General features: G+C 73.8%; 25 protein-coding genes and 1 riboswitch. Of the genes, 11 read left to right on the top strand and 14 right to left on the bottom strand.

The window, feature by feature from the left end; all coding sequences use genetic code 11:
- Positions 1-153: 153 nt before the first annotated feature.
- The gene (locus tag ABZY20_RS01705; RefSeq protein WP_356435040.1) at positions 154-951 is read left to right on the top strand and encodes an alpha/beta fold hydrolase; all 798 of its coding nucleotides are present in this window, start codon (positions 154-156) and stop codon (positions 949-951) included.
- A complete protein-coding gene (locus ABZY20_RS01700) occupies positions 944-1,594 on the top strand; it encodes a hypothetical protein (RefSeq protein ID WP_356435038.1) in 651 nt (216 codons plus the stop codon). The genes ABZY20_RS01705 and ABZY20_RS01700 overlap by 8 nt, the downstream gene beginning before the upstream one ends.
- Here ABZY20_RS01700 and ABZY20_RS01695 read toward each other — a convergent pair.
- From ABZY20_RS01695 to ABZY20_RS01670, 6 genes are all read right to left on the bottom strand, one after another.
- The gene (locus ABZY20_RS01695; protein WP_356435036.1) at positions 1,591-2,349 is read right to left on the bottom strand and encodes an endonuclease/exonuclease/phosphatase family protein; all 759 of its coding nucleotides are present in this window, start codon (positions 2,347-2,349) and stop codon (positions 1,591-1,593) included. The genes ABZY20_RS01700 and ABZY20_RS01695 overlap by 4 nt on opposite strands.
- A gap of 106 nt (positions 2,350-2,455) precedes the next feature.
- Entirely contained in the window at positions 2,456-3,409 is a 954-nt protein-coding gene (locus ABZY20_RS01690) for an ROK family glucokinase (protein ID WP_356435034.1), read from the bottom strand.
- 174 nt (positions 3,410-3,583) lie between these two features.
- On the bottom strand, positions 3,584-4,084 hold the full coding sequence (locus ABZY20_RS01685; RefSeq protein WP_356435031.1) for a DUF5304 domain-containing protein: 501 nt from the start codon (positions 4,082-4,084) through the stop codon (positions 3,584-3,586).
- A gap of 61 nt (positions 4,085-4,145) precedes the next feature.
- Positions 4,146-5,315 carry an ArsA-related P-loop ATPase gene (locus ABZY20_RS01680; RefSeq protein ID WP_356435028.1) on the bottom strand — a complete coding sequence of 390 codons (1,170 nt, stop codon included), beginning with the start codon at positions 5,313-5,315 and terminating at the stop codon, positions 4,146-4,148.
- Between the two features lie 55 nt (positions 5,316-5,370).
- Complete coding sequence (locus tag ABZY20_RS01675) at positions 5,371-5,811, bottom strand: SRPBCC family protein (protein WP_356435026.1); 441 nt, start codon at positions 5,809-5,811, stop codon at positions 5,371-5,373.
- A gap of 110 nt (positions 5,812-5,921) precedes the next feature.
- Positions 5,922-6,677, bottom strand: coding sequence for a metallophosphoesterase (locus ABZY20_RS01670; protein ID WP_356435994.1), 756 nt, complete (start codon positions 6,675-6,677; stop codon positions 5,922-5,924).
- A gap of 339 nt (positions 6,678-7,016) precedes the next feature.
- Here ABZY20_RS01670 and ABZY20_RS01665 point away from each other — a divergent pair, with 339 nt between their 5' ends.
- The gene (locus ABZY20_RS01665; RefSeq protein ID WP_356435024.1) at positions 7,017-8,813 is read left to right on the top strand and encodes an AMP-dependent synthetase/ligase; all 1,797 of its coding nucleotides are present in this window, start codon (positions 7,017-7,019) and stop codon (positions 8,811-8,813) included.
- Between the two features lie 236 nt (positions 8,814-9,049).
- Here ABZY20_RS01665 and ABZY20_RS01660 read toward each other — a convergent pair whose 3' ends face one another.
- Complete coding sequence (locus ABZY20_RS01660; protein WP_356435021.1) at positions 9,050-10,192, bottom strand: glycosyltransferase family 4 protein; 1,143 nt, start codon at positions 10,190-10,192, stop codon at positions 9,050-9,052.
- A gap of 117 nt (positions 10,193-10,309) precedes the next feature.
- Here ABZY20_RS01660 and ABZY20_RS01655 point away from each other — a divergent pair, with 117 nt between their 5' ends.
- Positions 10,310-11,548, top strand: coding sequence for a glycosyltransferase family 87 protein (locus ABZY20_RS01655; protein ID WP_356435020.1), 1,239 nt, complete (start codon positions 10,310-10,312; stop codon positions 11,546-11,548).
- A gap of 297 nt (positions 11,549-11,845) precedes the next feature.
- Here ABZY20_RS01655 and ABZY20_RS01650 read toward each other — a convergent pair whose 3' ends face one another.
- The 5 genes from ABZY20_RS01650 to ABZY20_RS01630 form a co-directional block, all read right to left on the bottom strand.
- Positions 11,846-13,030: a hypothetical protein gene (locus tag ABZY20_RS01650; protein ID WP_356435018.1), complete on the bottom strand. Its 1,185-nt coding sequence runs from the start codon at positions 13,028-13,030 to the stop codon at positions 11,846-11,848.
- Positions 13,031-13,063: 33 nt separating this feature from the next.
- Positions 13,064-14,077, bottom strand: coding sequence for an NlpC/P60 family protein (locus ABZY20_RS01645; RefSeq protein ID WP_356435017.1), 1,014 nt, complete (start codon positions 14,075-14,077; stop codon positions 13,064-13,066).
- 212 nt (positions 14,078-14,289) lie between these two features.
- Positions 14,290-15,330, bottom strand: a complete 1,041-nt coding sequence (locus tag ABZY20_RS01640; RefSeq protein ID WP_356435015.1) for an NlpC/P60 family protein — start codon at positions 15,328-15,330, stop codon at positions 14,290-14,292.
- A gap of 248 nt (positions 15,331-15,578) precedes the next feature.
- Complete coding sequence (locus ABZY20_RS01635) at positions 15,579-16,928, bottom strand: NYN domain-containing protein (protein ID WP_356435013.1); 1,350 nt, start codon at positions 16,926-16,928, stop codon at positions 15,579-15,581.
- 37 nt (positions 16,929-16,965) lie between these two features.
- The gene (locus ABZY20_RS01630; RefSeq protein WP_003989675.1) at positions 16,966-17,205 is read right to left on the bottom strand and encodes a hypothetical protein; all 240 of its coding nucleotides are present in this window, start codon (positions 17,203-17,205) and stop codon (positions 16,966-16,968) included.
- A gap of 159 nt (positions 17,206-17,364) precedes the next feature.
- On the opposite strand from ABZY20_RS01630, the gene ABZY20_RS01625 reads away from it, so the two are divergent.
- From ABZY20_RS01625 to ABZY20_RS01595, 7 genes are all read left to right on the top strand, one after another.
- On the top strand, positions 17,365-18,126 hold the full coding sequence (locus ABZY20_RS01625) for a rhomboid family intramembrane serine protease (RefSeq protein ID WP_356435011.1): 762 nt from the start codon (positions 17,365-17,367) through the stop codon (positions 18,124-18,126).
- A complete protein-coding gene (locus ABZY20_RS01620) occupies positions 18,123-18,404 on the top strand; it encodes an Lrp/AsnC ligand binding domain-containing protein (protein WP_030848030.1) in 282 nt (93 codons plus the stop codon). Before ABZY20_RS01625 ends, ABZY20_RS01620 begins: the two co-directional genes overlap by 4 nt.
- A gap of 87 nt (positions 18,405-18,491) precedes the next feature.
- Positions 18,492-18,821, top strand: coding sequence for a small secreted hydrophilic protein (locus tag ABZY20_RS01615; RefSeq protein ID WP_356435009.1), 330 nt, complete (start codon positions 18,492-18,494; stop codon positions 18,819-18,821).
- Positions 18,745-20,262 carry an ATP-binding protein gene (locus ABZY20_RS01610; RefSeq protein WP_356435007.1) on the top strand — a complete coding sequence of 506 codons (1,518 nt, stop codon included), beginning with the start codon at positions 18,745-18,747 and terminating at the stop codon, positions 20,260-20,262. Before ABZY20_RS01615 ends, ABZY20_RS01610 begins: the two co-directional genes overlap by 77 nt.
- Positions 20,259-20,924 carry a response regulator transcription factor gene (locus tag ABZY20_RS01605; RefSeq protein ID WP_356435005.1) on the top strand — a complete coding sequence of 222 codons (666 nt, stop codon included), beginning with the start codon at positions 20,259-20,261 and terminating at the stop codon, positions 20,922-20,924. The genes ABZY20_RS01610 and ABZY20_RS01605 overlap by 4 nt, the downstream gene beginning before the upstream one ends.
- 57 nt (positions 20,925-20,981) lie before the next feature.
- Positions 20,982-22,397 (top strand): SLC13 family permease, encoded by a 1,416-nt coding sequence (locus ABZY20_RS01600; protein WP_356435002.1) that lies wholly within the window; start codon positions 20,982-20,984, stop codon positions 22,395-22,397.
- Positions 22,398-22,413: 16 nt separating this feature from the next.
- On the top strand, positions 22,414-23,622 hold the full coding sequence (locus tag ABZY20_RS01595) for a glycerate kinase (RefSeq protein ID WP_356434999.1): 1,209 nt from the start codon (positions 22,414-22,416) through the stop codon (positions 23,620-23,622).
- Here ABZY20_RS01595 and ABZY20_RS01590 read toward each other — a convergent pair.
- Positions 23,577-24,944, bottom strand: a complete 1,368-nt coding sequence (locus ABZY20_RS01590) for an aminotransferase class V-fold PLP-dependent enzyme (protein ID WP_356434997.1) — start codon at positions 24,942-24,944, stop codon at positions 23,577-23,579. The genes ABZY20_RS01595 and ABZY20_RS01590 overlap by 46 nt on opposite strands.
- 127 nt (positions 24,945-25,071) lie before the next feature.
- A riboswitch (SAM riboswitch) is annotated at positions 25,072-25,188 on the bottom strand.
- Positions 25,189-25,267: 79 nt separating this feature from the next.
- A complete protein-coding gene (trpD, locus tag ABZY20_RS01585; RefSeq protein ID WP_356434994.1) occupies positions 25,268-26,332 on the bottom strand; it encodes an anthranilate phosphoribosyltransferase in 1,065 nt (354 codons plus the stop codon).
- Positions 26,333-26,337 lie beyond the last annotated feature (5 nt).

Below are 26,337 nucleotides of genomic sequence, written 5' to 3'. Positions count from 1 at the left end.
AACCCGGAGCGCCGTCAAAGGCGCCGACGGCCCTGGTCGGTGTCAGTGCGGTCGCGTACGGTGAAGGTCCCGCGAACGCCGTGCGACCCCTTCCATGACGTTCCGTGACATCCGTGATCGTGTCCGTCCCTTCTCACGACCTGGAGGCCGAAGGTGCCGGTCCTCGCCGGAGCCGAGCCGTTTCACCACGAGGGCGGGGAGGTCGCCGTCCTCCTCTGCCACGGCTTCACCGGTTCCCCGCAGTCACTGCGCCCCTGGGCGGAGTACCTCGCCGACCACGGCCTGACCGTCTCCCTGCCGCTGCTGCCCGGGCACGGCACGCGCTGGGAGGACCTGCGGATCACGGGCTGGCAGGACTGGTACGCGGAGGTGGACCGCGCGCTGCGCCTGCTGCTCGAGCGCCGCGAGAAGGTCTTCGTGGCCGGCCTGTCGATGGGCGGCGCCCTCGCCCTGCGGCTGGCCGCGAAGCACGGCGACGCCGTGAGCGGCGTGGTCGTCGTCAACCCGGCGAACAAGGTGCACGGCCTGGCCGCGCACGCCCTGCCGGTGGTGCGCCACTTCGTCCCGGCGACGAAGGGCATCGCCAGCGACATCGCCAAGCCCGACAGCAGGGAGCTCGGCTACGACCGGGTGCCGCTGCACGCGGCGCACTCCCTGCGGCAGTTCTTCCGGATCGTCGACGGCGAGCTGCCGCAGGTCACCCAGCCGGTGCTGCTGCTGCACAGCCCGCAGGACCACGTGGTGCCGCCGGCCGACTCGGCCCGGATCCTCGGCCGCATCTCGTCGACGGACGTGAGGGAGGTCCTGCTGGAACAGAGCTACCACGTCGCCACGTTGGACCATGACGCGGACCGGATCCACGAGGAGAGCCTCGCGTTCATCGGCCGGCTCGCGTCCGGCCTCGTCAAGGAGCCCGGTCTCGGCAAGGAAGGGACGACCGCAGGTGGCTGAGCACGACTCCGACCGCGAGGGCCGCGAGCCGGACGAGAAGGGCGTCCCGATCGACGAGGAGGCCGCGTGGGCGGCGATCGTCGCCGGGTACGGCGAGGAGCCGCCGGACCCGCCGGGTGCCAAGCCGTTCAAGTCGGTGGAGGACCTCGCGCTGCTGGAGTCCCCGACCAACGACGACCGGCCCGCCCCGGCCGCGGGCGCCGGACCGGCCGCCGGTGGCGCCCGCAAGCCGGGCGAGCCGGACGGTCCGGAGGCCAAAGGCGCCCAGGACGCCGGGGCCACGGCGGACGAGCCGGTCAGGCCGCTGGGCGGCTCGGTGTCCTTCGCGCCCGGTGTCGGCCCGCGCGACTACACCGCGCCCGAACCCACCGAGGACGACTTCGACGCGGACGACGAGGGGCACTTCGTGCCGCCGGAGCCCCCGCCGCTGCCGACCGCCGACGCCACCGCGAAGTTCGCCTGGCTCGGGGTGCTCGGCGGCCCGGTGCTGCTCCTGCTGGCCGTGCTGCTCGGGTGGGAGATGACCTGGTGGCTGGCGACCCTGGGCATCGGCGGCTTCATCGGCGGGTGCGCCACGCTGGTGATGCGGATGCGGACGGACGACGAGGAGGACGACGACCCGGGGCGCGGAGCGGTCGTCTAGGAAGCCGTCCGGGAAGCCGGCACCCTGAGGGCGGCCAGGACCGGGAGATGGTCCGTGGCCGCCCTCAGGTCTGCCTCGCTCACCCCGGGATGGCCGAGCGGGACGCCGCAGCCCAGCACCTCGATCCCCCCGGTCGCGAAGATCGCGTCGATGCGCTGGTAGGGGTCGGCGGGGGTCCAGGTGTGCTCGCCGCCCCAGGGCGCGGCGGCCCGGCAGTCGGTCAGGCGCCCGGACAGCCGGCAAAAGGCGGGGCCCTCGGGGCGCTCGTTCAGGTCGCCGCCGGCGATCGCGTGCTCCACGCCCAGGCCGGCCAGCCGGTCCAGGAGCAGACCGGCCTGTTCCTGGCGTTCGTCCTTGTCCAGGGAGAGATGGCAGCTCAGGACGCCGAGGCGGGTGCCGGCGAAGCGGACGACGGCGGTGGCGAAGCCCCGGCGGTGCAGACCCGGGGTCAGGGGCAGGAGCACGTCCTCGGTCCGCTCGGCGGCCGCCCGCAGGGAGCACAGGATCGCGGGGCCCGCGGCGGTGGCGCCGCCGGTGAGGACCACCAGGTCGGACGCACGGGCCAGCCGGGCGAGTTTCTTGCGCCAGCGGAAGAAGCGGGGGGCCTCCTGGACGAGGACCAGGTCGGGCGCGCAGGCCCTGATGACACGGGCCAGGGCGGCCGTGTCGTCCCGCATCGACCGGATGTTGTAGCTGAGGACCCTGATGACCGCGGAACCGTCGGGTTCGGTACGGGAGTCGGGGAGCAGCGGCATGTGATCAATCTACGCCCGAGAGCGCGGGGCGCGGGGTCTGTACGCGAGTACCGGCCGTGTGCGGCCGGTCGCGCGTCCCCGCGCCCCCAGGAGCGCGAGCAGGGCGTCACATGATGGGGTCGGGCTCCCTGGCCAGGTCGGCCGCGCCCACCAGGCCCGCCTTGTTGCCCAGTTCCGCGGCGCGGACCTCGGCCACCGGGCGCCAGTTGCCGCCCACCAGCCAGCGCTTGTAGGACTTGCGGATCGGGCCCAGGACCAGTTCGCCCTCGTCGGAGAGGCCGCCGCCGACGATGAACGCCGAGGGGTCGAAGAGGGAGGCGAGGTCGGCGAGGCCCGCGCCGACCCAGCGGGCCAGCTCGCGGTAGGAGTCGACGGCCACGCGGTCGCCCTGGCGGGCGGCCATGGAGATGTGCTTGCCCTCGATGCCGTCGGGCGTGCCGTCGCCGAGGCTGAGCAGCGTCTCGGCGTTCTCCGGGGTGGCGTTGGCGCGCTGCTTGGCGTACCTCACCAGCGCCCGGCCCGAGGCGTACTGCTCCCAGCAGCCCTGCGAGCCGCAGCCGCACAGCAGGCCGTCCGGCACCATGCGGATGTGGCCGAACTCGGCGGCCACGCCGAAGTGCCCGCGGCGCAGCTTGTTGCCGATGATGATGCCGCCGCCGAGGCCGGTGCCGAGGGTGATGCAGATGACGTTGCGGTGGCCCTTGCCCGCGCCGAACTTGTACTCGCCCCACGCCGCGGCGTTGGCGTCGTTCTCCACGACCACCGGGAGGCCCACACGGGCCTCGACCTTCTGCTTGAGCGGCTCGTTGCGCCAGTGGATGTTGGGCGCGAAGTACACCTCGGAGCGCTGCCGGTTGACGTAGCCGGCGGCGCCGATGCCCACGCCGACGATGTCGTGTCCGACGCGCGCTCCGTCCACCGCCGAGGCGATGGCGTCCACGATGCCCTCGGGCGTGCCCGGGGTCGGCACCTTGTGGGTCGAGAGGATGTTGCCTTCCTCATCGACCACGCCGGCCGCGATCTTCGTGCCGCCGATGTCGACGCCGATGGTGAGTCCCATGAATCCCTCAGTTTCGGTCGAGCCCCGCTAGGGGCAACGGTACCCGAGGCCCTGGGGTCGGGTTCCTGTCGTCCGCACGCTGGGCACGTCCGGGGGCGGTGGGCCGGGGTCCGCCCGCCGGGGTCTGAGGGGGCTCAGTCCGGTCCGAGGGGGCTCAGTCCAGGTCGAGGGGGCTCAGTCCAGGTCGATGCGCTCCCCGGGACCGGCGTCGTCCCCGGGGTCGCGTCGTTCGTCCTGGTCGCGGGGGTCGTCCTGGTCGTCGCGGCCGGTCCAGCGGCGCTCCTGGGCCTGGACGGCGGAGCGGTAGGCCGCGAGCAGTTCGCTGCCGGCGCTTGCCAGGTGGTCGAAGACGTCCGGGTTGCGTTCGATGACCGGGTCCACGGCGGCCTTGGCCTGCTGGACGACCTGCCGCACGACCTGCTGGGCCGCGGGTCCGGCGACCGCGCCGAACAGCGGGGACTGCAGGGTGGACAGCTTGTCCGCGACGGCGTCGACGAACTTCTTCAGCTCCTCGGCCGCCGAGCCGGGAGGCTGGCCGTACTGGGTGCGGCGGCGGGCCTTCTCCGCTTCGAGGTCCTCGGCGCACGCGGTCGCCCAGGCGTCGGCGTCGGCGGCCCGCACCTCGTCGACGGCCTCTTCGCGGGCGTCGCCGGACGGGGGGAGCTCTTCGCTCATGACGGACTCCTGACTACGGTTCGTCCCTACGACGTTACCCGAACGGGCGTACCGGCCTCCGTCACCGGGCCTGCGGCCAGAGCTTCGGGTCGGGTGCGAAGCGGACGCGCAGCTCGCCGTCGCGCAGGGCGGCGCCGTCGACGGTGCAGCGGCGCAGCGCGGAGGGCAGCGGGACGATCCTGCGGAACGGGCCGGCGCCCACCACGAGTTCGTCGCCGCGCCGGACGAGGTCGAGTTCGTCGCGTATGGCCCCGGGCAGGGGGATGTGCCAGACCAGCACGCCCTCCTCCGCGATCCGGTCGGTCACGGGCCAGGCGACGGCCGGGGCCGGCCCGGCCGCGCCGGGGACGTCGAGGGCGGTGAGGTCGTCGGCGCCGCGCGGGTCCCGGCCGAGGTGGGCGACCGTGCGGACGTCGTGCGTCTCCCGCCACTCCTCCAGTGTCTTGCGCTGCTGGGCGACCGGTCCGGCCAGCCAGGCGTCGGGGGAGGCCTCCGGCAGGACCCGGTTGGCGATCACGACGTCGGTGCGCAGCCCGCGCAGGGCGAGGCCGAGGCCCGCGGTGCGCAGGGCGTCGTCGCCGGCCGGGCCCGGCTCGGCGACCAGCCGGACGGCGGTGTCCCGGTCGGCGAGGACCGCCTCGACGGCGGCCAGTTCGGTGTCCCAGCGGGCGGCCGTCTCGTACAGCCACTCGGCGGGCATGGGGACGCCGGCCAGCCGGCCCAGCACGGGGCGCAGGGCGCGGGCCGCCTGGCGCTCGGGCGGGAGCAGGCGGCGCAGGTAGCGGCGGAGTTCCTCCGGCAACGCGAGCAGGGCCAGCGCCCGCGGCACCGGGGGCAGGTCGACGACCAGGAGGTCGTGCCGCTCCGACAGCGCGGCGTCGCGCAGGGCGCGCAGCAGGGCGAGTTCCTCCGCGCCGGGCAGGGCGGTCAGCTCCTCCGTGTCGAGGCGGGAGGCGCCGAGGAGGTCCAGGGCGGAGGAGGCCCGGTCCTGGAGGGCGGTGAGGTCCTCGCGGAAGTCCCGGGCGGCGTCGGGGCGCCAGGCGGTGAGGTGCTCGGCGGCCCGGACCGGGACGGGGCCGGTCGGCACGCCGAGGGCGGCACCGAGGGTGTCGGCGGGGTCGGTGCCGAGCACGAGGGTGTTCGTGCCCCGCGCCGCCGCGGCCAGGGCGGTCGCGGCCGCGAGCGTGGTACGACCGCTGCCGCCGGGGCCGGTGATCAGGAGGGTGCGCATGGGTCGGAACGGTACCCGGCGTGCGACGAGGGACCCGGTGTCGCCGCCGGGGCGGTCACACGCCCGACTCGACGCGCTTCTTCAGCCCCGCCAGCGCCCGGTCGATGATGACCTTCTCCGCCTTGCGCTTGATCATGCCGAGCATGGGGATCTTGACGTCGACGGTCAGCGCGTAGGTGACCTCCGTGCCGCCCGTGCCCGCCGGCTTGAGCAGGTAGGTGCCGTCGAGGGAACGCAGCATCTGGGACTTCACCAGCGTCCAGGACACCTCGTTGTCACCGGTCCAGGTGTAGGCGAGCACCTGGTCGTCCTTGATCGCGCCGGCGTCCATGACGAGGCGGACCTGCTCGGCGCGGCCCTGGGCGTCGGTCTTGAGGACCTCCGCCTCCTTCACCTCGCCGGTCCAGTCCGGGTAACGCGCGAAGTCGGCGATGACCGCCATGACATCGGCCGGGGCCGCCTCGACGGTGATGCTCGAGCTGGTGTGTTCCGCCATCGCTGTGGCTCCTCCAGATGCGGGCCGGTATGAGGTGGTGCTGCGCGGTGTGTGCAGCGTGAAGGCTACCGCGCACGGGACCGGCCGATCTCACCCCACCTGGGGCGTCCTCACCATTCCAGCGCCCACGGCGTGCCGGTCCCCGCGAAGTGCCCCACGTTCACACACTCGGTTGCCCCGATCCGCATCCTGCGCACCAGCGGCTGGTGCACGTGTCCGAAGAGGGAGTAGCGGGGGCGGGTGCGGTGGATGGCGTCCAGCAGGGCCCGGCTGCCCCGCTCGAAGCGGCGCGCGACGGTGTCGTAGACCAGTTCGGGCACCTCGGGCGGGATGTGCGTGCACAGCACGTCGACCTCGCCCACCGCCTCGATCTTGGCCGCGTACTCCTCGTCGCTGATCTCGTAGGGCGTGCGCATCGGTGAGCGCAGGCCGCCGCCGACGAAGCCGAAGACCCGGCCGCCGATCTCCACCCGCTGGCCGTCGAGGACGGTCGTGCCGGGACCCGCGTACTCCTGCCACAGGCGCGGGATGTCGACGTTGCCGTAGGTGGCGTACGTCGGCGTGGGGAAGGCGGCGAACATCTCGGCGTACTGCCTGCGGACCGCCTTCTCGATGACCGAGGCGCGGTCCTCGCCGATGCCGGCCCACAGCCGGGCGCCGAACGCGCGGGCCTCCTCGAAGCGCCGGGCGGTGCGCAGGGCGACGATGCGGTCGGCGTTCTCGACGCCGAACAGGTCGGGGAAGATCCCGCGCGAGTGGTCGGCGTAGTCGAGGAAGAGGACGAGGTCGCCCAGGCAGATCAGCGCGTCGGCGCCCTCCCCGGCGCGCGCCAGGTCACGGGCGTTGCCGTGTACGTCGCTGACCACGTGCACGCGCGTTTTGCTGTTTGCGGCTGGTGTGGGTGCCATGGTGATCAAGGGTAGGTCCGGCGCGCCGCCGGTGAACAGAGGCGGCCCTACCTGCGGTTACTGGCCACTGTTTCCGTGCGTGGACTACTGTGCGCGAAGGAATACCCAACTGTGTGACGCAGCGAACATCTCGACGGGACCCCCTGTCGGAGAAGCCATACCGGCGGGTAACGTCCGGGCAGTCCAGTCGTGCTCTGCATTTCAACAAGTGAATGCCGGAGCACCTGCCCGAGCCTTGGACCGCACCGTCGCAGCACACAACGTCGTGGCGCCGGCGCCCTATGAGGAGCAGCAGTCTTGCGCGAGTTCAGCCTTCCGGCCCTGTACGAGGTCCCCGCGGACGGGAACCTGACGGACATCGTCCGCAGAAACGCCGCGCAGCACCCGGACGTCGCCGTGATCGCCCGCAAGGTCGGCGGCAGCTGGCAGGACGTCTCGGCCACCACCTTCCTCACCGAGGTGCACGCGGCGGCCAAGGGCCTGATCGCCGCCGGGGTCCAGCCGGGCGACCGGGTGGGCCTGATGTCCCGCACGCGCTACGAGTGGACGCTGCTCGACTTCGCGATCTGGAGCGCGGGAGCGGTCACCGTGCCGGTGTACGAGACCAGCTCGCCGGAGCAGGTGCAGTGGATACTCGGCGACTCGGGCGCCACCGCGTGCGTCGTGGAGTCGGAGGCCCACGCGGCCGCCGTCGAGTCGGTGCGCGACCGGCTGCCGGCGCTCAAGCACGTGTGGCAGATCGAGGGCGGCGGCCTGGACGAGCTTCGCCGGCTCGGCCAGGACGTCACGGACGAGACGGTCGAAGAGCGCGGCTCGATCGCCCGGGCCGACGACCCGGCGACCATCGTCTACACCAGCGGCACCACGGGCCGGCCCAAGGGCTGCGTGCTCACCCACCGCAGCTTCTTCGCGGAGTGCGGCAACATCGTGGAGCGGCTGCGTCCGCTGTTCCGCACCGGCGAGTGCTCGGTGCTGCTCTTCCTGCCCCTCGCGCACGTCTTCGGCCGGCTGGTGCAGATCGCGCCGATGATGGCGCCGATCAAGCTCGGCTGCGTCCCGGACATCAAGAACCTGACCGACGAGCTGGCCGCGTTCCGCCCGACCCTGATCCTCGGTGTGCCGCGCGTCTTCGAGAAGGTCTACAACTCGGCGCGCGCCAAGGCCCAGGCGGACGGCAAGGGCAAGATCTTCGACAAGGCGGCCGACACGGCGATCGCCTACAGCAAGGCGCTGGACACCCCCTCGGGCCCGTCCCTCGGCCTGAGGATCAAGCACAAGGCGTTCGACAAGCTCGTCTACGGCAAGCTCCGCGCGGTCCTCGGCGGCCGGGGCGAGTACGCCATCTCCGGCGGCGCCCCGCTCGGCGAGCGTCTCGGGCACTTCTTCCGCGGCATCGGCTTCACGGTCCTGGAGGGCTACGGCCTGACCGAGTCCTGTGCCGCGACCGCGTTCAACCCCTGGGACCGGCAGAAGATCGGCACGGTCGGGCAGCCGCTGCCCGGCTCGGTGGTCCGGATCGCCGACGACGGCGAGGTGCTGCTGCACGGCGAGCACCTGTTCAAGGAGTACTGGAACAACCCGGGCGCGACCGCGGAGGCGCTGGCCGACGGCTGGTTCCACACCGGTGACATCGGCACGCTGGACGAGGACGGCTACCTCCGGATCACCGGCCGCAAGAAGGAGATCATCGTCACCGCGGGCGGCAAGAACGTCGCCCCGGCGGTGATCGAGGACCGCATCCGGGCGCACGCGCTGGTCGCGGAGTGCATGGTCGTGGGCGACGGGCGGCCGTTCGTGGGCGCGCTGATCACCGTCGACGAGGAGTTCCTGGGCCGCTGGTGCGCGGACCACGGCAAGCCGGAGGGTTCGACGGCGGCCTCGCTGTGCGACGACCCGGACCTGCTGGCCGCGATCCAGGCGGCGGTCGACGACGGCAACGCCGCGGTGTCGAAGGCGGAATCGGTACGGAAGTTCCGTGTTCTGCCCTCCCAGTTCACGGAGGACTCGGGCCATCTGACCCCCTCGCTGAAGCTGAAGCGGAACGTGGTGGCGAAGGACTACGCGCACGAGATCGAGGCGCTGTACGCGAAGTGACCCTCCGGGCCCCCAGGGCGCGGTGTCCTCGGCGAGGACCCGCGCCCTCGTGCGTTCGGCGGGCGCGGTCGTCCCTCGGCCGGCGGGTACCGCCCAATGGGGTGCCGCGCACGCGCCGTGGGCGGGTGCCGGTACGTCGTGGCTGGTCGCGCAGTTCCCCGCGCCCCTGAGCACGGGGTGCCGCGTATGCGTCGTGGCTGGTCGCGCAGTTCCCCGCGCCCCTGAGGGGCCGGCCGTTACAGCAGGGTCTTGAGGCGCTCCGCCAGCAGGTCCCAGCGCCACTTCTCCTCGACCCAGGCCCGCCCCCGCTCCCCCATCCTGCGGCGCAGCTCGGCGTCGCCCAGCAGGGCGACGACGCGGTCGGCCGCCTCCTCGGGGGAGCCGCCCCTGACCACCCAGCCGGTCTCGCCGTCCAGGACCGCGTCGGGGGCGCCTCCGGAGTCGCCGGCGACGACCGGCAGGCCGGTCGCGGAGGCCTCCAGGTAGACGATGCCGAGTCCCTCGACGTCCAGGCCGCCGCGTCGGGTCCGGCAGGGCATCGCGAAGACGTCGCCGGCGCCGTAGTGGGCCGGGAGTTCGGACCAGGGCACGGCGCCGGTGAAGCGCACGGCGGAGCCGACGCCCGTCTCGTGCGCGAGGCGCCGCAGGTCCTTCTCGTACGGGCCGCCGCCGACGATCAGCAGCACGGTGTCCGGCTCGGCGGCGAGGATCCTGGGCATGGCCCGGATAAGGGTGTCCTGGCCCTTGCGCCGCACCAGCCGGGAGACGCACACCACGACCGGGCGGTCCGTCAGGCCGAGGCGGGAGCGCACCTCGTCGCCGCCCGAGCCGGGGTGGAAGGTCTTCTCGTCGACTCCGGGCGGCAGCTGGACCATGCGCGCGGCCGCCCCGGGCGTCAGGGCGGAGGCGATCCGCGAGCGCGTGTACTCGCCGAGGTAGGTGATCGTGTCGGTGGAGTCGCCGATGCGGCGCAGCAGTTGCCGGGCGGCGGGCAGCTGCGCCCAGCCGGCCTCGTGGCCGTGCGTGGTGGCGACCAGCCGCTCGGCGCCGGCGGCGCGCAGGGCCGGTGCCATCAGCCCGAGCGGGGCGGCCGCCCCGAACCACACCGCGGTGCACCCGTGCTCGCGCAGCAGCCCGACGGCCCGCCGGGTGGCGCCCGGGGTCGGCAGCAGCATGGTCGTACGGTCCCGTACGACGGGGAAGGGCTGCTCGGCGTCGAAGGCGGCGGTCGCCTCGGCGCCCTCCCTGCCGTGCTTCCAGGTCGAGGCGTAGACGACGAGCCGCTGCGGATCCAGCCGCAGCGCCATGTTGTGCAGGAACGCCTGGATGCCCCCGGGCCGGGGCGGGAAGTCGTTGGTCACGATCAGGGTCTTGCGCACGGCGACGACCCTACCGAACCGCCCCTCGGCGTCCCGCGCGGCGGCTCGTGTGGCACGCTCACAGCCGGCGGGCCCATCATGGCCCTTCGACACGGCGCGCGAACGGGCAGGGATCAGGTGGAGACGACGGGCACGAGGCGGTCCACGGCATGGCTGCCGGCGATCTGGTGTCTCACGAGGCTGGTGCTGCTGCTGTTCGTGCTGAAGGTGTACGTCTTCCCGGGCCCGGACGTCACGAGCGACGTGCACGTGATCTACCAGGGCTGGTACGACGTACTGCGCACCGGAACGTTCCCTCAGCAGGACGTCACCTGGCAGTACCCGCCCGCCGCCGCGCTGGCGATCCTCTCCCCCGGCCTGCTGCCCTTCTGGGACTACGCGACCGCCTTCTTCGCCCTGATCTGCGTCACCGACCTGGTCGTGCTGGCGCTGCTGGCCCGGGCGGGCCGGCGCCCGGGCCGGACGCCGCGCGGCGCCTGGGTGTGGGTGATCGGCGTGCCGCTGCTGGGGCCGACGGTGTACGCGCGCTACGACGTGATGGTCACGGCGGTGGCCGTCGCGGCGCTGCTCGCGGGCGCCCGGCACCCGAGGGCGCTCGGCGCCCTGGCGGCCTTCGGCGCCCTGCTGAAGGTCTGGCCGGCGATGCTGCTGCTGGCCGCCCGGCAGCGCAGCGCCTGGGTGTCGGCGCTGGGCACCGGTCTCGTGGTGACGGCCCTGTTCCTGCTGACCATGCCGGGACCGTTCGCCTTCCTGACCTTCCAGCGCGACCGGGGCACCGAGGTGGAGTCGCTGGGCGCGCTGGTCTTCCACGTCGCCCGGCACTTCGGCTGGCAGGGCGAGGTGCTGCTGAACTACGGCTCGATCGAGTTCCTCGGGCCGTACGTGACCGAGGTGAGCACGGGCGCGCTGTTCCTGACCGGGGCGGCGTTCGCCTGGCTGGTGCTGTGGCGGCTGCTGGCGCGGCGGTTCGAGGAGCACACGCTCGCCGACGCGGCCTTCGTGGCGGTGCTGCTGTTCACCACCACGAGCCGGGTGATCAGCCCCCAGTACATGGTGTGGCTGGTCGGGCTGGCGGCGGTGTGCCTGTGCTTCCCGGGCAGCCGGATGCGGCTGCCGGTCGCCCTGGTGCTGGTGGCGTGCTTCGTGACGGTGCTGGAGTTCCCGCTGTACTTCGCGAACGTGGTGGCGAGCGACGGCCTGGGTCTGACCCTGCTGTTCGTGCGCAACGGCCTGCTGGTGGCCGCCTCGCTGATCGCGGCCCGGGCGCTGTGGCGGGCGTCGGTGCCGCGCACGCTCCCCGCCCCCGAGCACCCTGAGCCCGCCGCCCGTACCGGCGAGACGCCCGTCTCCTCCTGAGCCGGGACCCGCCGGAACAGCGGTCCCTCCGGCGCGAGGCGGACACCGGGCAGCCCCGGCCCCCTCAGCGCGTGGCCGGGTTCCAGCCGCACGGCCGTCCCGCACCCGGCCGTCCCGCACCCGGCCACCCGCACCCGGCCACCCGCAGCAGCGCCGCCGCCGTTCGAACGCCCCGCCCCGTGCTCTGCGGTCGCCCGTGCGACGGGCGAGGCGGGACGCGCCCGGCTGCGGGAGGCCGTCGACCCGCTCGACCGCTCGCGCCGGTCCCCGCCGCCCCTCCCGCACGGACGGCGCCCGTCAGCCCAGCCGGTCCCGCAGGTACTCCCGCCACTGCCGGGTGAAGTCCTCCGGGGTGGTGCCCAGCACGTCCCGCATCGCCTCTTCCACGGCTCCGGAGCGCTCCCGGTGCTCGCCGACCGCCCGGTAGAAGTCCCGCAGCCCGGACTCGCCCCAGCGGTCGGCGATCATCAGGCAGGCCGTCCAGCCGCTCTCGTAGGCGCGGGCCAGGCGGCTCGCGTCGCCGGTGAAGCCGAAGTCCTCGTCCGCGGGGAGACCGGCCGGGAGTTCTCCCCGGCCGGCGGCACGGGACAGCTCGGGGGCGGCCTCGGGTGGCGTGCGGCCGGCGGCGCGGTAGCCGGCCCAGTCGGCGTAGCCCTCGGACAGCCACAGCGGGGTGGCGGCGGTGGTGTGGGCGCGGGTGGCGACGTGGGCCGTCTCGTGGGTGACGACGACCTGCTCGCCGACGTCGCCGAGGAGGGCGAAGGCGTCCGGGTTGACGATGATCCGGTCGGCGGGTGACCGGTCCCGGGCGCCCGTCTCGCCGGTGGTGACCGCCGCGATCCCGCGGTAGGAGGAGGCCGGTGAGCCCAGCAGCCCGGCCATGCCCTCCAGCGACTTCGGAACGAGCACGACGACGCGCCGGCTCCAGTCCGTGCCCCACGCCTCCGACACGGCGGGCACCGCACGGTCGGCCAGGCCGGCGAAGCCGCGCAGCGACCGGGCCGACTGCCCGACGCCGAGGACGAGGCTCCGCGTGCCCCGGGCGAGCCGCACCTCGCCCTGGTCCCACAGCTGCTGCGCGGACTTCCTCGCGGGCCGGTCGGCGTCGACGGACCAGTGCCCGGCCGCGTCCCGGCTCAGCCGCAGGGTGCGGCCGGCCGTCACGGGGGCGCGGTCGTACCCGGCGACGCGGTAGCGCAGTTCGGCGTCGGCGGTGGCCGTGTCGCCGGTGCGGCGCAGCCCGGTCACCCGGTACGACCAGGAGGCCAGAGGCAGCGCGCGCAGCCGGGCGAAATCGGCGTCCGTGCCGGTCCGTTCGTAGGCCCGCTCGTCACGGCCGAGGACCGCCGCCGCCCGCCGGTCCAGCAGCCGCTGGACGTCGGCCGTGGCGCTGTCGGCCGCGGTCGGCCCGCCGCACCCCGTCAGGGCGACGAGCGGCAGCACCAGCGCCACCACCGCGGACCCCCACCTTCGACCAGCCACGTTCCCGATCGTACGGGCGCGGGCCGGTCCCGGTCAGACCCTGGTGACCGACGAGACGGGCATCATCCCGACCGGGTCGTAGCGCACGGGCGCGCCCGGGTAGGGCGCGTGGATGACCTGGCCGTTGCCCATGTACATCCCGACGTGGCTGGCGTCGGCCCGGTAGACGACCAGGTCCCCGGGGCGCGCCTCGGACAGCGGGATCTGCCGGCCGGCGTACCGCTGGGCCTGCGAGGTGCGCGGCAGGGCCACCCCGGCCTGGGCGTACGACCACTGCATCAGGCCCGAACAGTCGAAGCCGGTGGGACCGTTGGCGCCCCACACGTAGGGCTTGCCGAGCGCGCTGCGGGCGGCGGCCACGGCGGCGGCGCCGCGGCCCGAGGCTGCGGTGGCGCCGCCGAGGTCGGGCAGGCCCGTGCGGCCGGAGCGGGAAGCCCGGTCGTAGGGCCCGCGTTCGCCCTCGGGCAGGGAGTCGAGCAGCCGCCGGGCGGTGGCGAGCTTGGCCTCGACGGTCTTCTTGTGGGCGGCGACGGCCTTGCGGCTGCGCTCCAGTTCCCGGAGCCTGCCCGCGGCCTCCTCGCGTTCCTGGGCGAGTTCGCGCAGGGCGCCCCGGAGGTCCTTGAGTGCGCCGGCCTGGCGGGCGGTGAGGCGGTCGAGGCGGGAGGCCTTGTCGAGGTAGTCGTCCGGGTCGTCGGAGAACAGCAGGGCCAGGGACGGGTCGAGGCCGCCCGACCGGTACTGGGCGCCGGCCACCGAACCGAGCGACTCCCGCATGGAGTTGACGCGCTGCTGCTGCCGGGCGATCCGGTCCTGGGCGGTGCCGACCTGGCGGCGCAGCGCGTCGGCGCGCTCGCCGGCCGCGTTGTAGGCCTCGGTCGCCTTCTCGGCCTGCTCGTAGAGCCGGTCCACCGTGGCCCGGGTGTCGTCGTGCGGCGCGGCCAGGGCCGGTACCGCGCCCAGGGCTGCGGCCGCGACGGACAGGAGGCTGACGGCGGCGCTGGCGCCCCGGTCGAACCCGGGCGATGCAAGGCGGCGATGGGACCCCACGGGAAACCGCTCTCCTTCCGCTGGCGGACGGTGGAAACGCGGCAGACAGTAGCCCCGCGGCGGGGGGCCGCCAACGACCGTCCGTGGGAGCGCAGCAGGACGCCCCGCCGCTGACGCAGGTCAAGGGCGGGGCGTGGGCTCACTCGGGGCCGCCGTGATTCGCCCGATCGGCGGAACGGCGTCCCGGTCGCGGGGGCGGCCGGGGGGGTGGGTCAGACCCGGACGCCGAACATGAAGGGGCCGCCGATGGTGTCCATCGACTCGTAGCGGACGACCGTGCCGGTGCGCGGGGCGTGGATGATCTGCCCGTTGCCGGCGTAGAGGCCGACGTGGTGCAGGTCGTTGAAGAAGAAGACCAGGTCGCCGACCTTGAGCTGGCTGACCGAGTAGATCTTGGTGCCGGCCCCGGTCTGGGCCTCGGAGGTGCGCGGGATCTGGACGCCGGCCGCGGCGTACGCCCGGGAGGTGAGGCCGGAGCAGTCGTAGGAGCTCATGCCGGTGGCGCCGTAGACGTAGGGCTTGCCGAGCTGGCTCTGGGCGAAGGCGAAGGCGGCGGCGGCGCGGCCGGAGCCGGGCGGGGTCTTGGCGGTGAGGGCGTCGCGCTCGGCGGTCCGGCTGGCGCGGTTCTCCTCTTCCTTGAGCTGCGCCTTCTCGGCGGCGGTGAGGGTGTTGAGCAGCCGCTGCGCGGAGGAGAGCTTGCCCTGGACTTCCTTCTTCTTCTTGCCCAGTTCGGCGCGGGTGGAGGCGAGGTCCTTGAGCTTCTCGGAGGCCTCGGCGCGCTGCTGGGCGAGTTCGCGCTGCTTCTCCTGGACCTTCTTCAGCGCCTCGACCTGCTGGCTGCTCAACTGGTCGAGCGTGGAGGCCTTGTCGAGGTAGTCGTCCGGGTCCGAGGAGAGGAAGAGCTGGACCGAGGGGTCGATGGAGCCGGTGCGGTACTGCGACGCGGCGGCGAGGCCCAGGCTGTCGCGCAGCTCGTTGAGCTCCTCCTGGCCGCGGGCGACGTTGTCCTGGATCGTGGAGATCTCCTTCTGGAGCTTCTCCTGCTTCTCCTTGGCCCCGTTGTACTTCTCGGTGGCGTGCTCGGCCTCTTCGTAGAGCTTGTCGACCTTCGCCTTGACCTCGTCCTTGCTCGGCTTCTCGCTGGGGGCCGCGTTGGCGGCCTGCGAGCTGAAGGCGACGGCAGCGGCGGCGGCGGTGGTCAGCACGGTCACACGTGCGCGGCTGGGCTGCTTCGGACGACGGTGGGACGCCACGGGTGAAAAGCTCCTTCTGGCCCCTCCGCCGTCTCTCCCGATGAGTGATCACCCGAGCGGAGGTTCGGGGCCTGACCCTAGTGACCTTCCTGTGATCAGTTCAAATCCTCAGATGAAAAATCGCGTCACAGGAGGCGAACTTTTTCCCCGGACTCACAGGCGGTGCGCCGCACTTGACTTAACGTGGCCCACAGGTCCCATCAATTCGGGCATCACGCCCGGACGTTACGCATCGCCCGTTACGGTTCCTAGGCGCGCGAAAGACGCTTGAGGAGCATCGCCGAGGCCACGGGCCGGGCGCCCGCCCGCGCCACGCCGTCGGCGACCTCGCGGTCGGTGGAGGCCACGATGACCGGGCGGCCCGGCGGTTCGGCGCGCACCAGCTGGCGGATGAGCTCGTCGGCGGTGACGCCCGGCTTGGAGAAGAGCACCCGGACACCGCGCGGCGGCGCGAGCAGCACCGGCGCGACCAGTTCGGCGCCGTCGAAGACGCAGGTCACCTCCGCGCCGCTCTGCGCCGCGAGCTGGGAGAGCTGGCCCAGCAGCCGGAGGCGCTGCTTCTCCAGCGGCATCTGCGGATAGCCGGTCTTGGTGACGTTGTAGCCGTCGACGACCAGATGGGCCTGCGGCAGCGCCAGCAGCTGGTCCAGGACCTGCGGGTCGTTCTCGGACAGGGCGCGGGCGGCGATGTCCTTGGGGGACATCCGGCCCGGCTCGACGGCGTCGACGGTCTCGGCGGGCCGGACCGACACCGGCGGCAGGGCCAGCTCGCGGCGGAGCCCCTGGGTGGCGTCCAGCAGGGTGTCCAGCAGCAGCCGTACCCGCATGTCCTCCACGCTGCGGCCCTCGCGTGCCGCCCGGCGCGCGGCCTCCAGGGCGGCCTCGCTCTCGCCCAGCCGGGCCTTCAGGCGCCGGGTCTCGCTCTCGGCGGCGGACACCTGGGCCTGGCCCTCGGCGCGGACGGCCTCGATCTCGCCCTGCGCCTTGCGCAGGGCCGCCTCGCCGCGCTTGACGTCGCTCAGGGCGGCGCGCAGCTTGCGGTGCAGGGACTCGGTCTCCTTCTTGGCCGCTTCCAGCTCCGCGCGCAGCCGCTCGGTCTCGGCGCGGGTGTGGTCGCGGGCCCGGGCGAGCTCGGCGCGCAGCCGCTCCAGCTCCGCCCGGCTCTCCTCGTCGGCGCGCTCGGCGTCGGCCCGCTGGGCCTCCTCGCCCGCGGCCGTCACGAGCTTCACCCAGCCCGGCGGCCGCAGTACGTAGGCCGCGGCCGCCACGTCGAGCGGGTCCGCGGCCGGGGGCGGGGAGCCTGAGTCGAGGGCGCCGGCCAGTTCCGGCTGGGCCTCTCTGAGCTTCTCCCCGATGCGCTGGCGGAACAGCGGATCGGTCTCCAGGGCCGCGGCCATGGCGTTGCCGGCGAACTTGGCCCGGCGGTTGGGGGCGAACCGGGCGTACTGCCGCAGCTGTGCGGGCAGCTCGCCGACCGTCAGGGAGCCGAAGCCGTCCGAGACGATCTGCACGACCCTGCGGCGCACGCCGTCGGGCATCGGACGGTCGAGCACCTCGGCGGCGCCGTCGCCCGGCCCCCCGCCCGTGGTCTCCGCCATCCGTCACACCCCAATGCCTGTGCGGGGCCCGCTCCCGTCAGGAGCCGGCGCCCGGCCTGTCCACGAGTTCCACCTGGTCCACCGCGTTGCACCAGCGGCAGCGCACCGACTCGATGGTCTCACTGAGCACCTCGCGCTCCTCGACCTTGGGCTCTCCGGCCAGGTCGAGGTGGACGTACTCGACGACCTTCGACGAGCGGGTCACGTCGAACCGCGTGAGGTTGCCGCAGAGGGTGCAGCGCCACCGCGTCTCGGCGGTCGGCAGGGGAACCGTCATCGTGACCTGTTCTCTTTCCTTCTAGTGTCCGTGACGCCACCGGCTTCCCCGGTGCGTGTGGTCCGTAACCCTACGGCCTGGCGGGTCCTCGCCGCCCGCCCGTCCACGGCGGCGAGGCGGTCTGCGCGGTTGCGTCCGGTTACGTCATGCTCTGTGTCCATGATCAGAAGGTGGAGCGCGTCGATCGTCCGGGCCTGCAGACCGGCCGGGGGGTCGGCGGCGCCGGTGACGTACGCCCTGATCGCCCTGTGCTGCGCGGTCTTCCTGCTCGGGCCCGCCTCCGGCCTGAATCCGGTGTACGGCTCGGGCGACGAACTGCTCGCCGCGCAGCGGGCCTACTTCCGCCGCTGGGGGGTGATCCCCGCAGAACTGTTCGACGGATCCGGGGGGCCCGGGGCCTCCGCCCTGACCCCGGTGACCGCTCTGTTCGTCCACGGCAGCTGGGTGCACCTGCTCGGCAACATGCTCTTCCTCTACGTCTTCGGGGCGATGACCGAGGAGCGGATGGGACGGGTGCAGTTCACCCTGTTCTACGTCGGCTGCGGCTACCTGGCCCTGCTGGGCTACGCCGTCGCCAACGCCCACTCCGCGCAGTCCCTGGTCGGAGCCTCGGGGGCGATCTCGGCGGTCCTCGGCGCGTTCCTGTACCTGTTCCCCCGGGCCCGGGTGACCAGTCTCCTGCCGTTCCTGTTCTTCCTGCCGGTGCGTTTCCCGGCGTGGATCGTGCTGCCGTTCTGGGCGGCGCTGCAGTGGCTGGCGGCCGGGCGGGCCTCGGACGGCCCGGGCGTGGCCTACCTGGCCCATCTGATCGGCTTCGGGCTGGGCTTCGGCTACGCGTCGGTGCGCTACGGCCGCCCGACCGGCCCTACTAGAGTGAAGACCGCCCCTGCTCCGGCCCCCGAGGGAGAGAACCAGCCGTGATCACCGCGATCGTCCTCATCAAGACCAGCGTGGACCGGATCCCCGAGATCGCGGAGTCGATCGCGGCGCTGGACAGCGTCAGCGAGGTCTTCTCCGTCACCGGCACCTACGACCTGATCGCGATGGTCCGGGTCAAGGAGCACGAGGACCTGGCGGAGGTCATCCCCGGCCGGATCAGCAAGATCCCCGGCGTCGAGGGCACGGACACCCACGTGGCGTTCCGCACGTACTCGCAGCACGACCTGGAGGCGGCGTTCTCGATCGGCCTGGACAACTAGGCCGCCGGGTCCGGGCCCGTCCCGGATGAAGGGTTCTTCATCCGGGCTTCATGCCGCCGTCCGGGTTCCGGCCGCAGGATCGGGCCCATGGCATTCTCCCGTCGTATGGCCGGCCTCTCGGCGGTCGTGCTGATCCCGCTGGGCATCGCCGCGACCAGCTACGCCCTGGCGGACGGTCCTCCCCCGCCCGAGGTCCCCTCCCAGCGGGTGGAGCTGGACCGCACCCCGCCCACGCCCTCCGCCACGCTCGCGCCCTCCCCGACGCCCACGCCGGGCGGCAGCGCGCCGGGCGACGAGGTCGTCTCGCGGCCCCCGGTGACCGACAGCCCTGCGAGTGACGATGACGACGACGACCGCGGCCGGGACACCTCGGACGACGGGCCCGGCGACGACGACGGCCCCGGCACCGACACCTGAGACCGGCCGCCGGCGCGTCTCCGCCCGGGTCCGCATCCTGCTGTGGCTGCTGCTCGTGATGACGGTGGCGCTCGCCTCGGTCGCCATGACCACCCGCTCGTTCCTGCTGCGCGACGTCGACAACCGGATCAACGGGCTGCTCACCCAGGAGACCGGCGAGTTCGCCAACTTCGAGGAGCGCGGCGGGGATCCGCAGACCGGCCGCCCGTTCACCGACGCGGACCGGCTGCTGACGGTCTTCCTCGAACGGCAGTACCCGGACACGGACCAGGAGCTGATCGGCCTGGTCGGCGGGGCGGGCGGCGCTCCCCGGCAGATCCGCCAGCCGCATCCCCTGCCCGTCGCCCTGCCCCTGCACCGGGACCCCGGCGCGCGGCGCCTCATCTTCGCCTCGCCGGACTCCTCCGGCGTGCTGCGGCGGCCGCAGGGCGAGATCCGCTGGGCCAAGGTCACCGTGGGCCGGCCGGGCCGGGAGCCGGACGCCGCGTTCGTCGTGGCCTTCCACCCGGAGCGGGAGCAGGCCCGGGTGAACACCGTGTTCCGCACGCTGCTCGGCATCTCCGGGGTGGCGCTGCTGCTGACCACCGGCATCGCCTGGGCGGTCGCCGGGCGGATCCTCAGGCCGGTGCGGGTGGTGCGCGCCGCGGCCTCGGACCTCACCGAGCAGGACCTCACCCGCCGGATCCCGGTGCACGGCCACGACGACATAGCGGCGCTCGCCGAGACGTTCAACGGCATGCTCGACCGGCTGGAGCGGGCCTTCGCCGCGCAGCGCGAGTTCGTCGACGACGCCGGGCACGAACTGCGCACGCCCATCACCATCGTGCGCGGCCATCTGGAGGTCATGGGCGACGACCCGGCCGAACGCGAGGAGACGGTCCGGCTGGTCACCGACGAGCTGGACCGGATGAGCCGCATCGTCGAGGACCTGCTGCTGCTCGCCAAGGCGGAACGACCCGACTTCGTCACGCCCGAGCCGGTCCAGGTCGCCGAACTCACCGCCGACGTCTACGTCAAGGCCCGCACCCTCGGCACACGCGACTGGCAGCTCGCGGAAGTCGCCGACCTGGAGGCCGAGCTGGATCCGCAGCGCATCACCCAGGCCATGGTGCAACTCGCGCAGAACGCCGTGCAGCACACCACCACCGGCCAGACCATCCGCATCGGCTCCCGCGCCGAGGGGCCGCACCTGCAGCTCTACGTCGCCGACTCCGGGCCGGGGGTGCAGCCGCAGGACGCCGAGGTCATCTTCGAACGCTTCCGGCGCGGCACCGCCCGCCGCGGCACCCGCGGTTCGGGGGCCGGGCTGGGGCTGTCCATCGTCAAGGCGATCGCCGAGGGGCACCGCGGGCGGGTACGGCTGCACGCCACGCCCGGGGGCGGCGCCACCTTCGCCCTCGTCCTGCACGCACACCGGGCACCGGAAGGGGACCCCACGTGAACCGCATCCTGATCGTCGAGGACGAGGAGCGCATCGCCTCCTTCGTGGAGAAGGGGCTGCGCTCCAACGGCTTCACCACGACCGTCGCCGCCGACGGGGACGCGGGCTTCGCGTACGCCCTGACCGGCGGCTTCGACCTGGTGGTGCTGGACATCGGGCTGCCCGGCCGGGACGGTTTCACCGTCCTGCGCGAGCTGCGGGAGGCGCGGGTGTCGGTGCCGGTGATCGTGCTGACCGCGCGGGACTCCGTCCGGGACACCGTGGCCGGCCTCGAGGGCGGCGCCGACGACTGGATGACCAAGCCGTTCCGTTTCGAGGAGCTGCTGGCCCGGGTGCGGCTGCGGCTGCGCACGGCGGCGCGGGCGCCGGAGGTGACCGTGCTCAGGTCGGGCTCGCTCAGCCTCGACCTGCGCACCCGCCGGGCCCGCTCCGGGGAGCGGACCGTGGACCTGACGGCCCGTGAGTTCGTGCTGCTGGAGCTGTTCCTGCGGCACCCGGGGCAGGTGCTCTCCCGCGAGCAGATCCTCTCCCACGTGTGGGGCTACGACTTCGACCCCGGGTCCAACATCGTGGACGTCTACGTCCGCACGCTGCGCCGGAAGCTCGGAGCGGAGCGGGTGGAGACGGTGCGCGGGATGGGGTACCGGCTGCCCGCCGGGTGAAGTTCCCTTCATGTGCGGCTCATCGGCGGCTCACCCCCGGGGCGGAGCCTCGAAGGCGTGACATGGAACCCACGAGCTCTCGCCGCCCTGTGCGTGGCGCTGTCGCTGTGCGCCCCGCTGGCGGTCCCGCACGTCGTGCCCGGGCTCGGCGGCGACGCCCGGCTGACGCTCGCCGTGTTCGCGCTGGCGACCTGCGCGTGGATCGGGACGCCCATCGACGACACCTACATCGCGCTGGGCGCCGGGCTGGCGCTCACGGTGACCGGGGTGATCAGCAGCGACACCCTGTTCGGGACACTCGGGGACGCCACGGTCTGGCTGCTGATCTGCGCGTTCGTGCTGGCGGCGGCCGTGAGCCGGACCGGGCTCGCGGGGCGGGCGGCGGTGTTCCTGGTCGGCGGGGCGCGGACCGTACGGCAGCTCGTGCACCTGACGACGGCCGCCCTGGTCGTCTCGGCGTTCGCGGTGCCGGCCACCTCGGGCCGGGCCGCGCTCGCGCTGCCGGTGTTCCTGGCCCTCGCCAAGGTCCTCGCCGACCGGAGACGACTGGTCGTGATGCTGGCGCTGCTGTTCCCGACCGTGATCCTTCTGTCGGCGCTGGCGACCCTGATCGGCGCGGGCGCGCATCTGATCACGGTGTCGGTGCTGTGGGAGACGACGGGGCAGCAGATCGGCTTCACCCGGTGGCTGCTGCTGGGGCTGCCGCCGGCCGTGGTGTCCTCGCACCTGGCCGCCGAGCTGGTGCTGCTGACGACGACCCGGCGGGCGGACCGCACCGGCCCGGTGCACATCACCCCCGGGCAGATCCAGGAGCACAGCGAGCAGCCGGTCACCGGCCCCTGGAGCCAGGCCGAGAAGCGCTGCGTCCTGCTGCTGGCCACCGTGGTCCTGCTGTGGTGCAGCGAGCCGCTGCACCGGGTGCCGCCCGCCCTGGTCGCGCTGATCGGCGCCGTCATCGCCTCCTCGCCGGCGCTCGGCACCGTGCGCCTGAAGGACGCGCTGAGGACCGTGCCGTGGTCGCTGCTGCTGTTCATGGCCGCGACGATGGCGATGGGCGTGGCGCTCGCCGACTCGGGAGCGGCGGCGTGGCTGGTCGGCGGGGCGCCGGCGGGCCGCTCCCCGGTGGTGTTCCTGGCGATCGTCATCGCCGTCAGCACGGCGGCCCACCTGGTCCTGCAGTCCCGCTCGGCCCGCTCCTCGGTGCTGGTGCCGCTGGTGGTGGCCGCCGCGGCCGGGGCCGGTGTCAACCCGGTCGCCGCCGCCCTCGCCTCCACCGCCGCCGCGGGCTTCTGCCACACCCTGCCCGCCTCCGCCAAACCGGTCGCGCTCTTCGCGCAGATCCCCGGCACCCCCACCTACACCCCGCGCGACCTGCTGCGGCTGTCGGCCGTCCTGGCGCCGCTGACCGCCGCGCTCGTGCTGTTCTTCGCCGTCGCGGTGTGGCCGCTGCTCGGCGTGTCCGTCACCCGCTGACGTCAAGGAGCCCTCCATGCTGACCCGTGTCCTCGTGGCCCCCGGCGGCTTCAAGGAGTCGCTGTCCGCCGAGTCGGCCGCCGACGCCATCGCGGCGGGCGTGCGCCGCGTGCTGCCCGGCGCCGAGATCGACCTCGCCCCGCTGGTGGACGGCGGCGAGGGCACCGCGGCGGCCCTGGCCGCCGCCACCGGGGGCAGGATCGTCACCGTTCCCGCGACCGGCCCGGTCGGGGAGACCGTCGCCGCGCACTTCGCCCTGCTGGGCGGCGGGGACACCGCGGTGGTGGAGATGGCGGCGGTCGCCGGTCTCGCCCTCGTGCCGCACGGCCTGCGCGACCCGGGCGCCACGACGACGTACGGCGTCGGCGAGCTGATCCGCGCCGCCCTCGACAGGGGCGTACGGCGGATCCTCGTCGGCTGCGGCGACTCGGGCACGTCGGACGGGGGCGCGGGCGCCCTGCAGGCGCTGGGGGCCCGGCTGCTGGACGAGGACGGCCGGGAACTGGCCCGCGGCGGCCGGGAGCTGACCCGGCTGCACCGCGTCGACCCCACCGGCCTCGACCCCCGGCTGCGGGGCACCGAACTGCTGGTCGCCTGCAACCCGTTCAACGTGCTGTGCGGCGAGCGCGGTGTGGCCCGGGTCTTCGGGCCGCAGAAGGGTGCCACGCCCACTCAGGTGGAGGAGCTGTCGGCGGCCCTGGAGCACTGGGCGTCCGTCCTCACCCGCGACGCCGCCGTGCCCGGCACCGATCTCCGCTCGGCCCCCGGCACGGGCGCCTCCGGCGGCCTGGGAGCCGGTCTCGCCGCCCTCGGCGCCCGGCTCCTGCCCCGCTTCGACGTGCTGCTCGGCCACCTCGACCTGGACGCCCGGCTGGCCCGCGCCGACCTGGTCGTCACCGCCGAGGGCGCCCTGGACCACCAGACGCCGCACGGCAAGGTCCCGGCCGAGGTGGCCCGCCGGGCCAAGCTGCACGGCCGTCCGGTCCTGGCCCTGGCCGGCACGCTCGGCGAGGGCGCCCACCAGGTGCCGGGGGTCGACGCCTGCCACGGCATCCTGCCCGCCCCGATGGACCTGGCCGAGGCCCTGCTCCGGGCGCGCGAGCTGCTCACCGACGCCACCGAACGCGCCCTGCGGATGATCGTCCTGGGCACCCGCCTGCCGGTCGCGGCCGCGGCGGCTCAGGCGGAGGTGTCCGGCACGCAGCGCCCGTCCACGGTGCGGTAGGTCCACCGCGCCCCGTTGCCCACCAGCTCCCTGACGGCCCGCACGAACCGCTCCACGTGCTCGTCCGGGGTGCCCGCGCCGAAGCTGACCCGGATGGCGTTGAGCGACTTCTCCCCCGGCGCGGCCTCGGGCGACCCGCACGCGCCCTGCGTCCGCGGGTCGCTGCCGAGCAGCGTGCGCACCAGCGGATGGGCGCAGAACAGCCCGTCGCGCACCCCGATGCCGTACTCGGCGGACAGGGCGGCGGCGAAGTGCGAGCTGTTCCAGCCCTCGACGACGAAGGAGAGCACCCCGACCCGTGGCGCGTCGTCCCCGAACAGCGACAGGAACCGCACCTCGGGCACGTCGGCGAGGCCCTCGCGCACCGTGCGGAGCAGGTGCCGCTCGCGGGCGACGAGGGTGTCGAAACCGGCCTCGGTCAGCGCCTTGCAGGCCGAGGCGACGGCGTAGGCGCCGATGACGTTGGGCGACCCGGCCTCATGGCGGGCCGCGCCGTCGTGCCACGCCACGTCCACTCCCCCGTCCGCGCGCCGGCTGACCGTGCGGCTGGCACCGCCGCCCGCGAGGTACGGCTCGGCCTCCCGCAGCCAGTCGGCCCGCCCGGCCAGCACGCCGGAGCCGAAGGGCGCGTACAGCTTGTGCCCGGAGAAGGCGACCCAGTCGACGTCGAGGTCCTTCACGGACACCGGGTGGTGCGGGGCCAGCTGGGCGGCGTCCAGCACGATCCGCGCGCCGTGCGCGTGCGCGGCGGCCGCGAGTTCCCGTACGGGCCACAGCTCGCCGGTGACGTTCGAGGCGCCGGTGACGCAGACCAGGGCCGGACCGTGCGGCTCCCGCCCGGCGAGGGCCCGCTCCAGGGTCTCGACCGCCTGGCGGGGGCTGCGCGGAGCGTCCAGGCAGGTGACGCGGGCGGAGCGCCAGGGCAGCAGGGAGGCGTGGTGCTCGGTCTCGAAGACGAAGACCTGGCAGTCGGCCGGGAGGGCGGAGGCGAGGAGGTTGAGCGAGTCGGTGGTGGACCTGGTGAACACCACCTGGTCGCCGTCCCGGCAGTCCAGGAAGTCGGCGACGGTCCGGCGGGCGTTCTCGAACAGGTCGGTGGAGAGCTGCGACAGGTACCCGGCGCCGCGGTGGACGCTGCCGTAGTAGGGCGCGTAGGCGGCGACGTCGTCCCAGACCCGCTGGAGCGCCGGAGCGCTGGCCGCGTAGTCGAGTGCGGCGTAGGTGACCTCACCGCCCGTGACGAGCGGCACGGTGACGTCCCGTCCCAGAACGGGCAGCGGGGCACAAACGGACTGGACGGTGGCAGCGGTGGAGACGGACATGGCTGAACTCCCGTGAGACCAGGGGGTGAAGAGAACAAGGGGGTGCGGAGGCGGGGCTCTGCGGCCCTAGCGCATTCGCTTGCTCACGGGAGACTCCTCGACGACCAGGACCCCTGGTTCCGCGAGGGGTCCGCGCTTGCCGTGGACCTTGCTGACCACGGCCTGGTCCTCACCCGGGGCACCCCGCCACGGACGGAGGGTTGCCGGACAGTCGGCCGGGGCCTCATGACTGTCACTCATGACCTGGTACAGGAACGTACGTGAAGTGATCGGCGCCCCGCAACCCGGATCCGGATCGCGGGACGCACCTCACCCGTCGCCCGTCACGCGTTGCTGGCGGCCACCCAGCGCTCCAGCACCCGCTTGGCGGCACCGGAGTCGATCGACTCGGCCGCCTTCGCCATCCCGGCGCCGATCTGCTCGGCGAGCGGTGCCGCGCCCGGCTCCAGCGCGACCAGGGCAGCCGCCGAGTTCAGCAGGACGGCGTCGCGCACCGGGCCGGTCTCGCCGTCCAGCAGCCGCCGGGCGACCTCCGCGTTGTAGGAGGCGTCCGCACCGCGCAGGGCCTCCACCGGGACCAGTTCGAGGCCCACCTCGCGCGGGTCGAAGGCCTCCTCGGTGACCTTGCCGTCGCGGACGGTCCAGACCCGGGAGGTGGCGGTGGTGGTCAGCTCGTCCAGGCCGTCGTCGCCCCGGAAGACCAGGGAGGAGTGGCCGCGCTCGGCGAAGACGCCGGCGACGATCGGCGCCATGCGCGGGTCCGCCACACCGACGGCCTGGGCGCGGACCTTCGCGGGGTTGGTCAGCGGCCCCAGCACGTTGAAGATCGTCCGGATGCCCAACTGGCCGCGCGCCGCGCCCGCGTACCGCATGGACGGGTGGAACTTCGCCGCGAAGCAGAAGGTGATCCCGGCCTCCTCGGCCACCGCGGCCACCCGGTGGGTGGGCAGTTCCAGGTTGACGCCGAGCTTCTCCAGGACGTCCGACGCCCCGGACGCCGAGGACGCCGCGCGGTTGCCGTGCTTGACGACCTTGGCGCCCGTGCCGGCGACGACGATCGCCGACATCGTGGAGATGTTGACCGTCTTCGCGCCGTCACCGCCCGTGCCGACGATGTCGACGGCCGGGCCGGGGACCTCGATCACGTTGGCGTGCGCGTACATCGCCCGGACGAATCCGGCGATCTCCTCGACGGTCTCGCCCTTGGCGCGCAGCGCCACCACGAACCCGGCGATCTGCGCGTCCGTCGCCTCGCCCCGCATGATCAGGTCCATCGCCCAGGCGGTGTCGTCCGCGGTGAGGTCCCGGCCCTCCAGCAGGCCGTTCAACAGCAGGGGCCAGGAGCGGCCCGCCGCGGTGTCGCCTCCAGCGGGGGTCACAGCGCTCATAAGCC

Source organism: Streptomyces sp. NPDC006624 (assembly GCF_040611555.1).
Taxonomy (GTDB): Bacteria; Actinomycetota; Actinomycetes; order Streptomycetales; family Streptomycetaceae; genus Streptomyces.
Note: the sequence above shows the minus strand (reverse complement) of the source record. Positions and strands in the feature narration are given on the sequence as shown.

What these genes read in the sequence shown, in the direction of transcription:
- ABZY20_RS01695 (WP_356435036.1), bottom strand. Translation starts at nt 2,349, where the DNA reads ATGCCGCTGCTCCCCGACTCCCGTACCGAACCCGACGGTTCCGCGGTC.
- ABZY20_RS01690 (WP_356435034.1), bottom strand. Translation starts at nt 3,409, where the DNA reads ATGGGACTCACCATCGGCGTCGACATCGGCGGCACGAAGATCGCGGCC.
- ABZY20_RS01685 (WP_356435031.1), bottom strand. Translation starts at nt 4,084, where the DNA reads ATGAGCGAAGAGCTCCCCCCGTCCGGCGACGCCCGCGAAGAGGCCGTC.
- ABZY20_RS01680 (WP_356435028.1), bottom strand. Translation starts at nt 5,315, where the DNA reads ATGCGCACCCTCCTGATCACCGGCCCCGGCGGCAGCGGTCGTACCACG.
- ABZY20_RS01675 (WP_356435026.1), bottom strand. Translation starts at nt 5,811, where the DNA reads ATGGCGGAACACACCAGCTCGAGCATCACCGTCGAGGCGGCCCCGGCC.
- ABZY20_RS01635 (WP_356435013.1), bottom strand. Translation starts at nt 16,928, where the DNA reads ATGGCGGAGACCACGGGCGGGGGGCCGGGCGACGGCGCCGCCGAGGTG.
- ABZY20_RS01630 (WP_003989675.1), bottom strand. Translation starts at nt 17,205, where the DNA reads ATGACGGTTCCCCTGCCGACCGCCGAGACGCGGTGGCGCTGCACCCTC.
- ABZY20_RS01625 (WP_356435011.1), top strand. Translation starts at nt 17,365, where the DNA reads ATGATCAGAAGGTGGAGCGCGTCGATCGTCCGGGCCTGCAGACCGGCC.
- ABZY20_RS01615 (WP_356435009.1), top strand. Translation starts at nt 18,492, where the DNA reads ATGGCATTCTCCCGTCGTATGGCCGGCCTCTCGGCGGTCGTGCTGATC.
- ABZY20_RS01610 (WP_356435007.1), top strand. Translation starts at nt 18,745, where the DNA reads ATGACGACGACGACCGCGGCCGGGACACCTCGGACGACGGGCCCGGCG.
- ABZY20_RS01595 (WP_356434999.1), top strand. Translation starts at nt 22,414, where the DNA reads ATGCTGACCCGTGTCCTCGTGGCCCCCGGCGGCTTCAAGGAGTCGCTG.
- ABZY20_RS01590 (WP_356434997.1), bottom strand. Translation starts at nt 24,944, where the DNA reads ATGTCCGTCTCCACCGCTGCCACCGTCCAGTCCGTTTGTGCCCCGCTG.
- trpD (WP_356434994.1), bottom strand. Translation starts at nt 26,332, where the DNA reads ATGAGCGCTGTGACCCCCGCTGGAGGCGACACCGCGGCGGGCCGCTCC.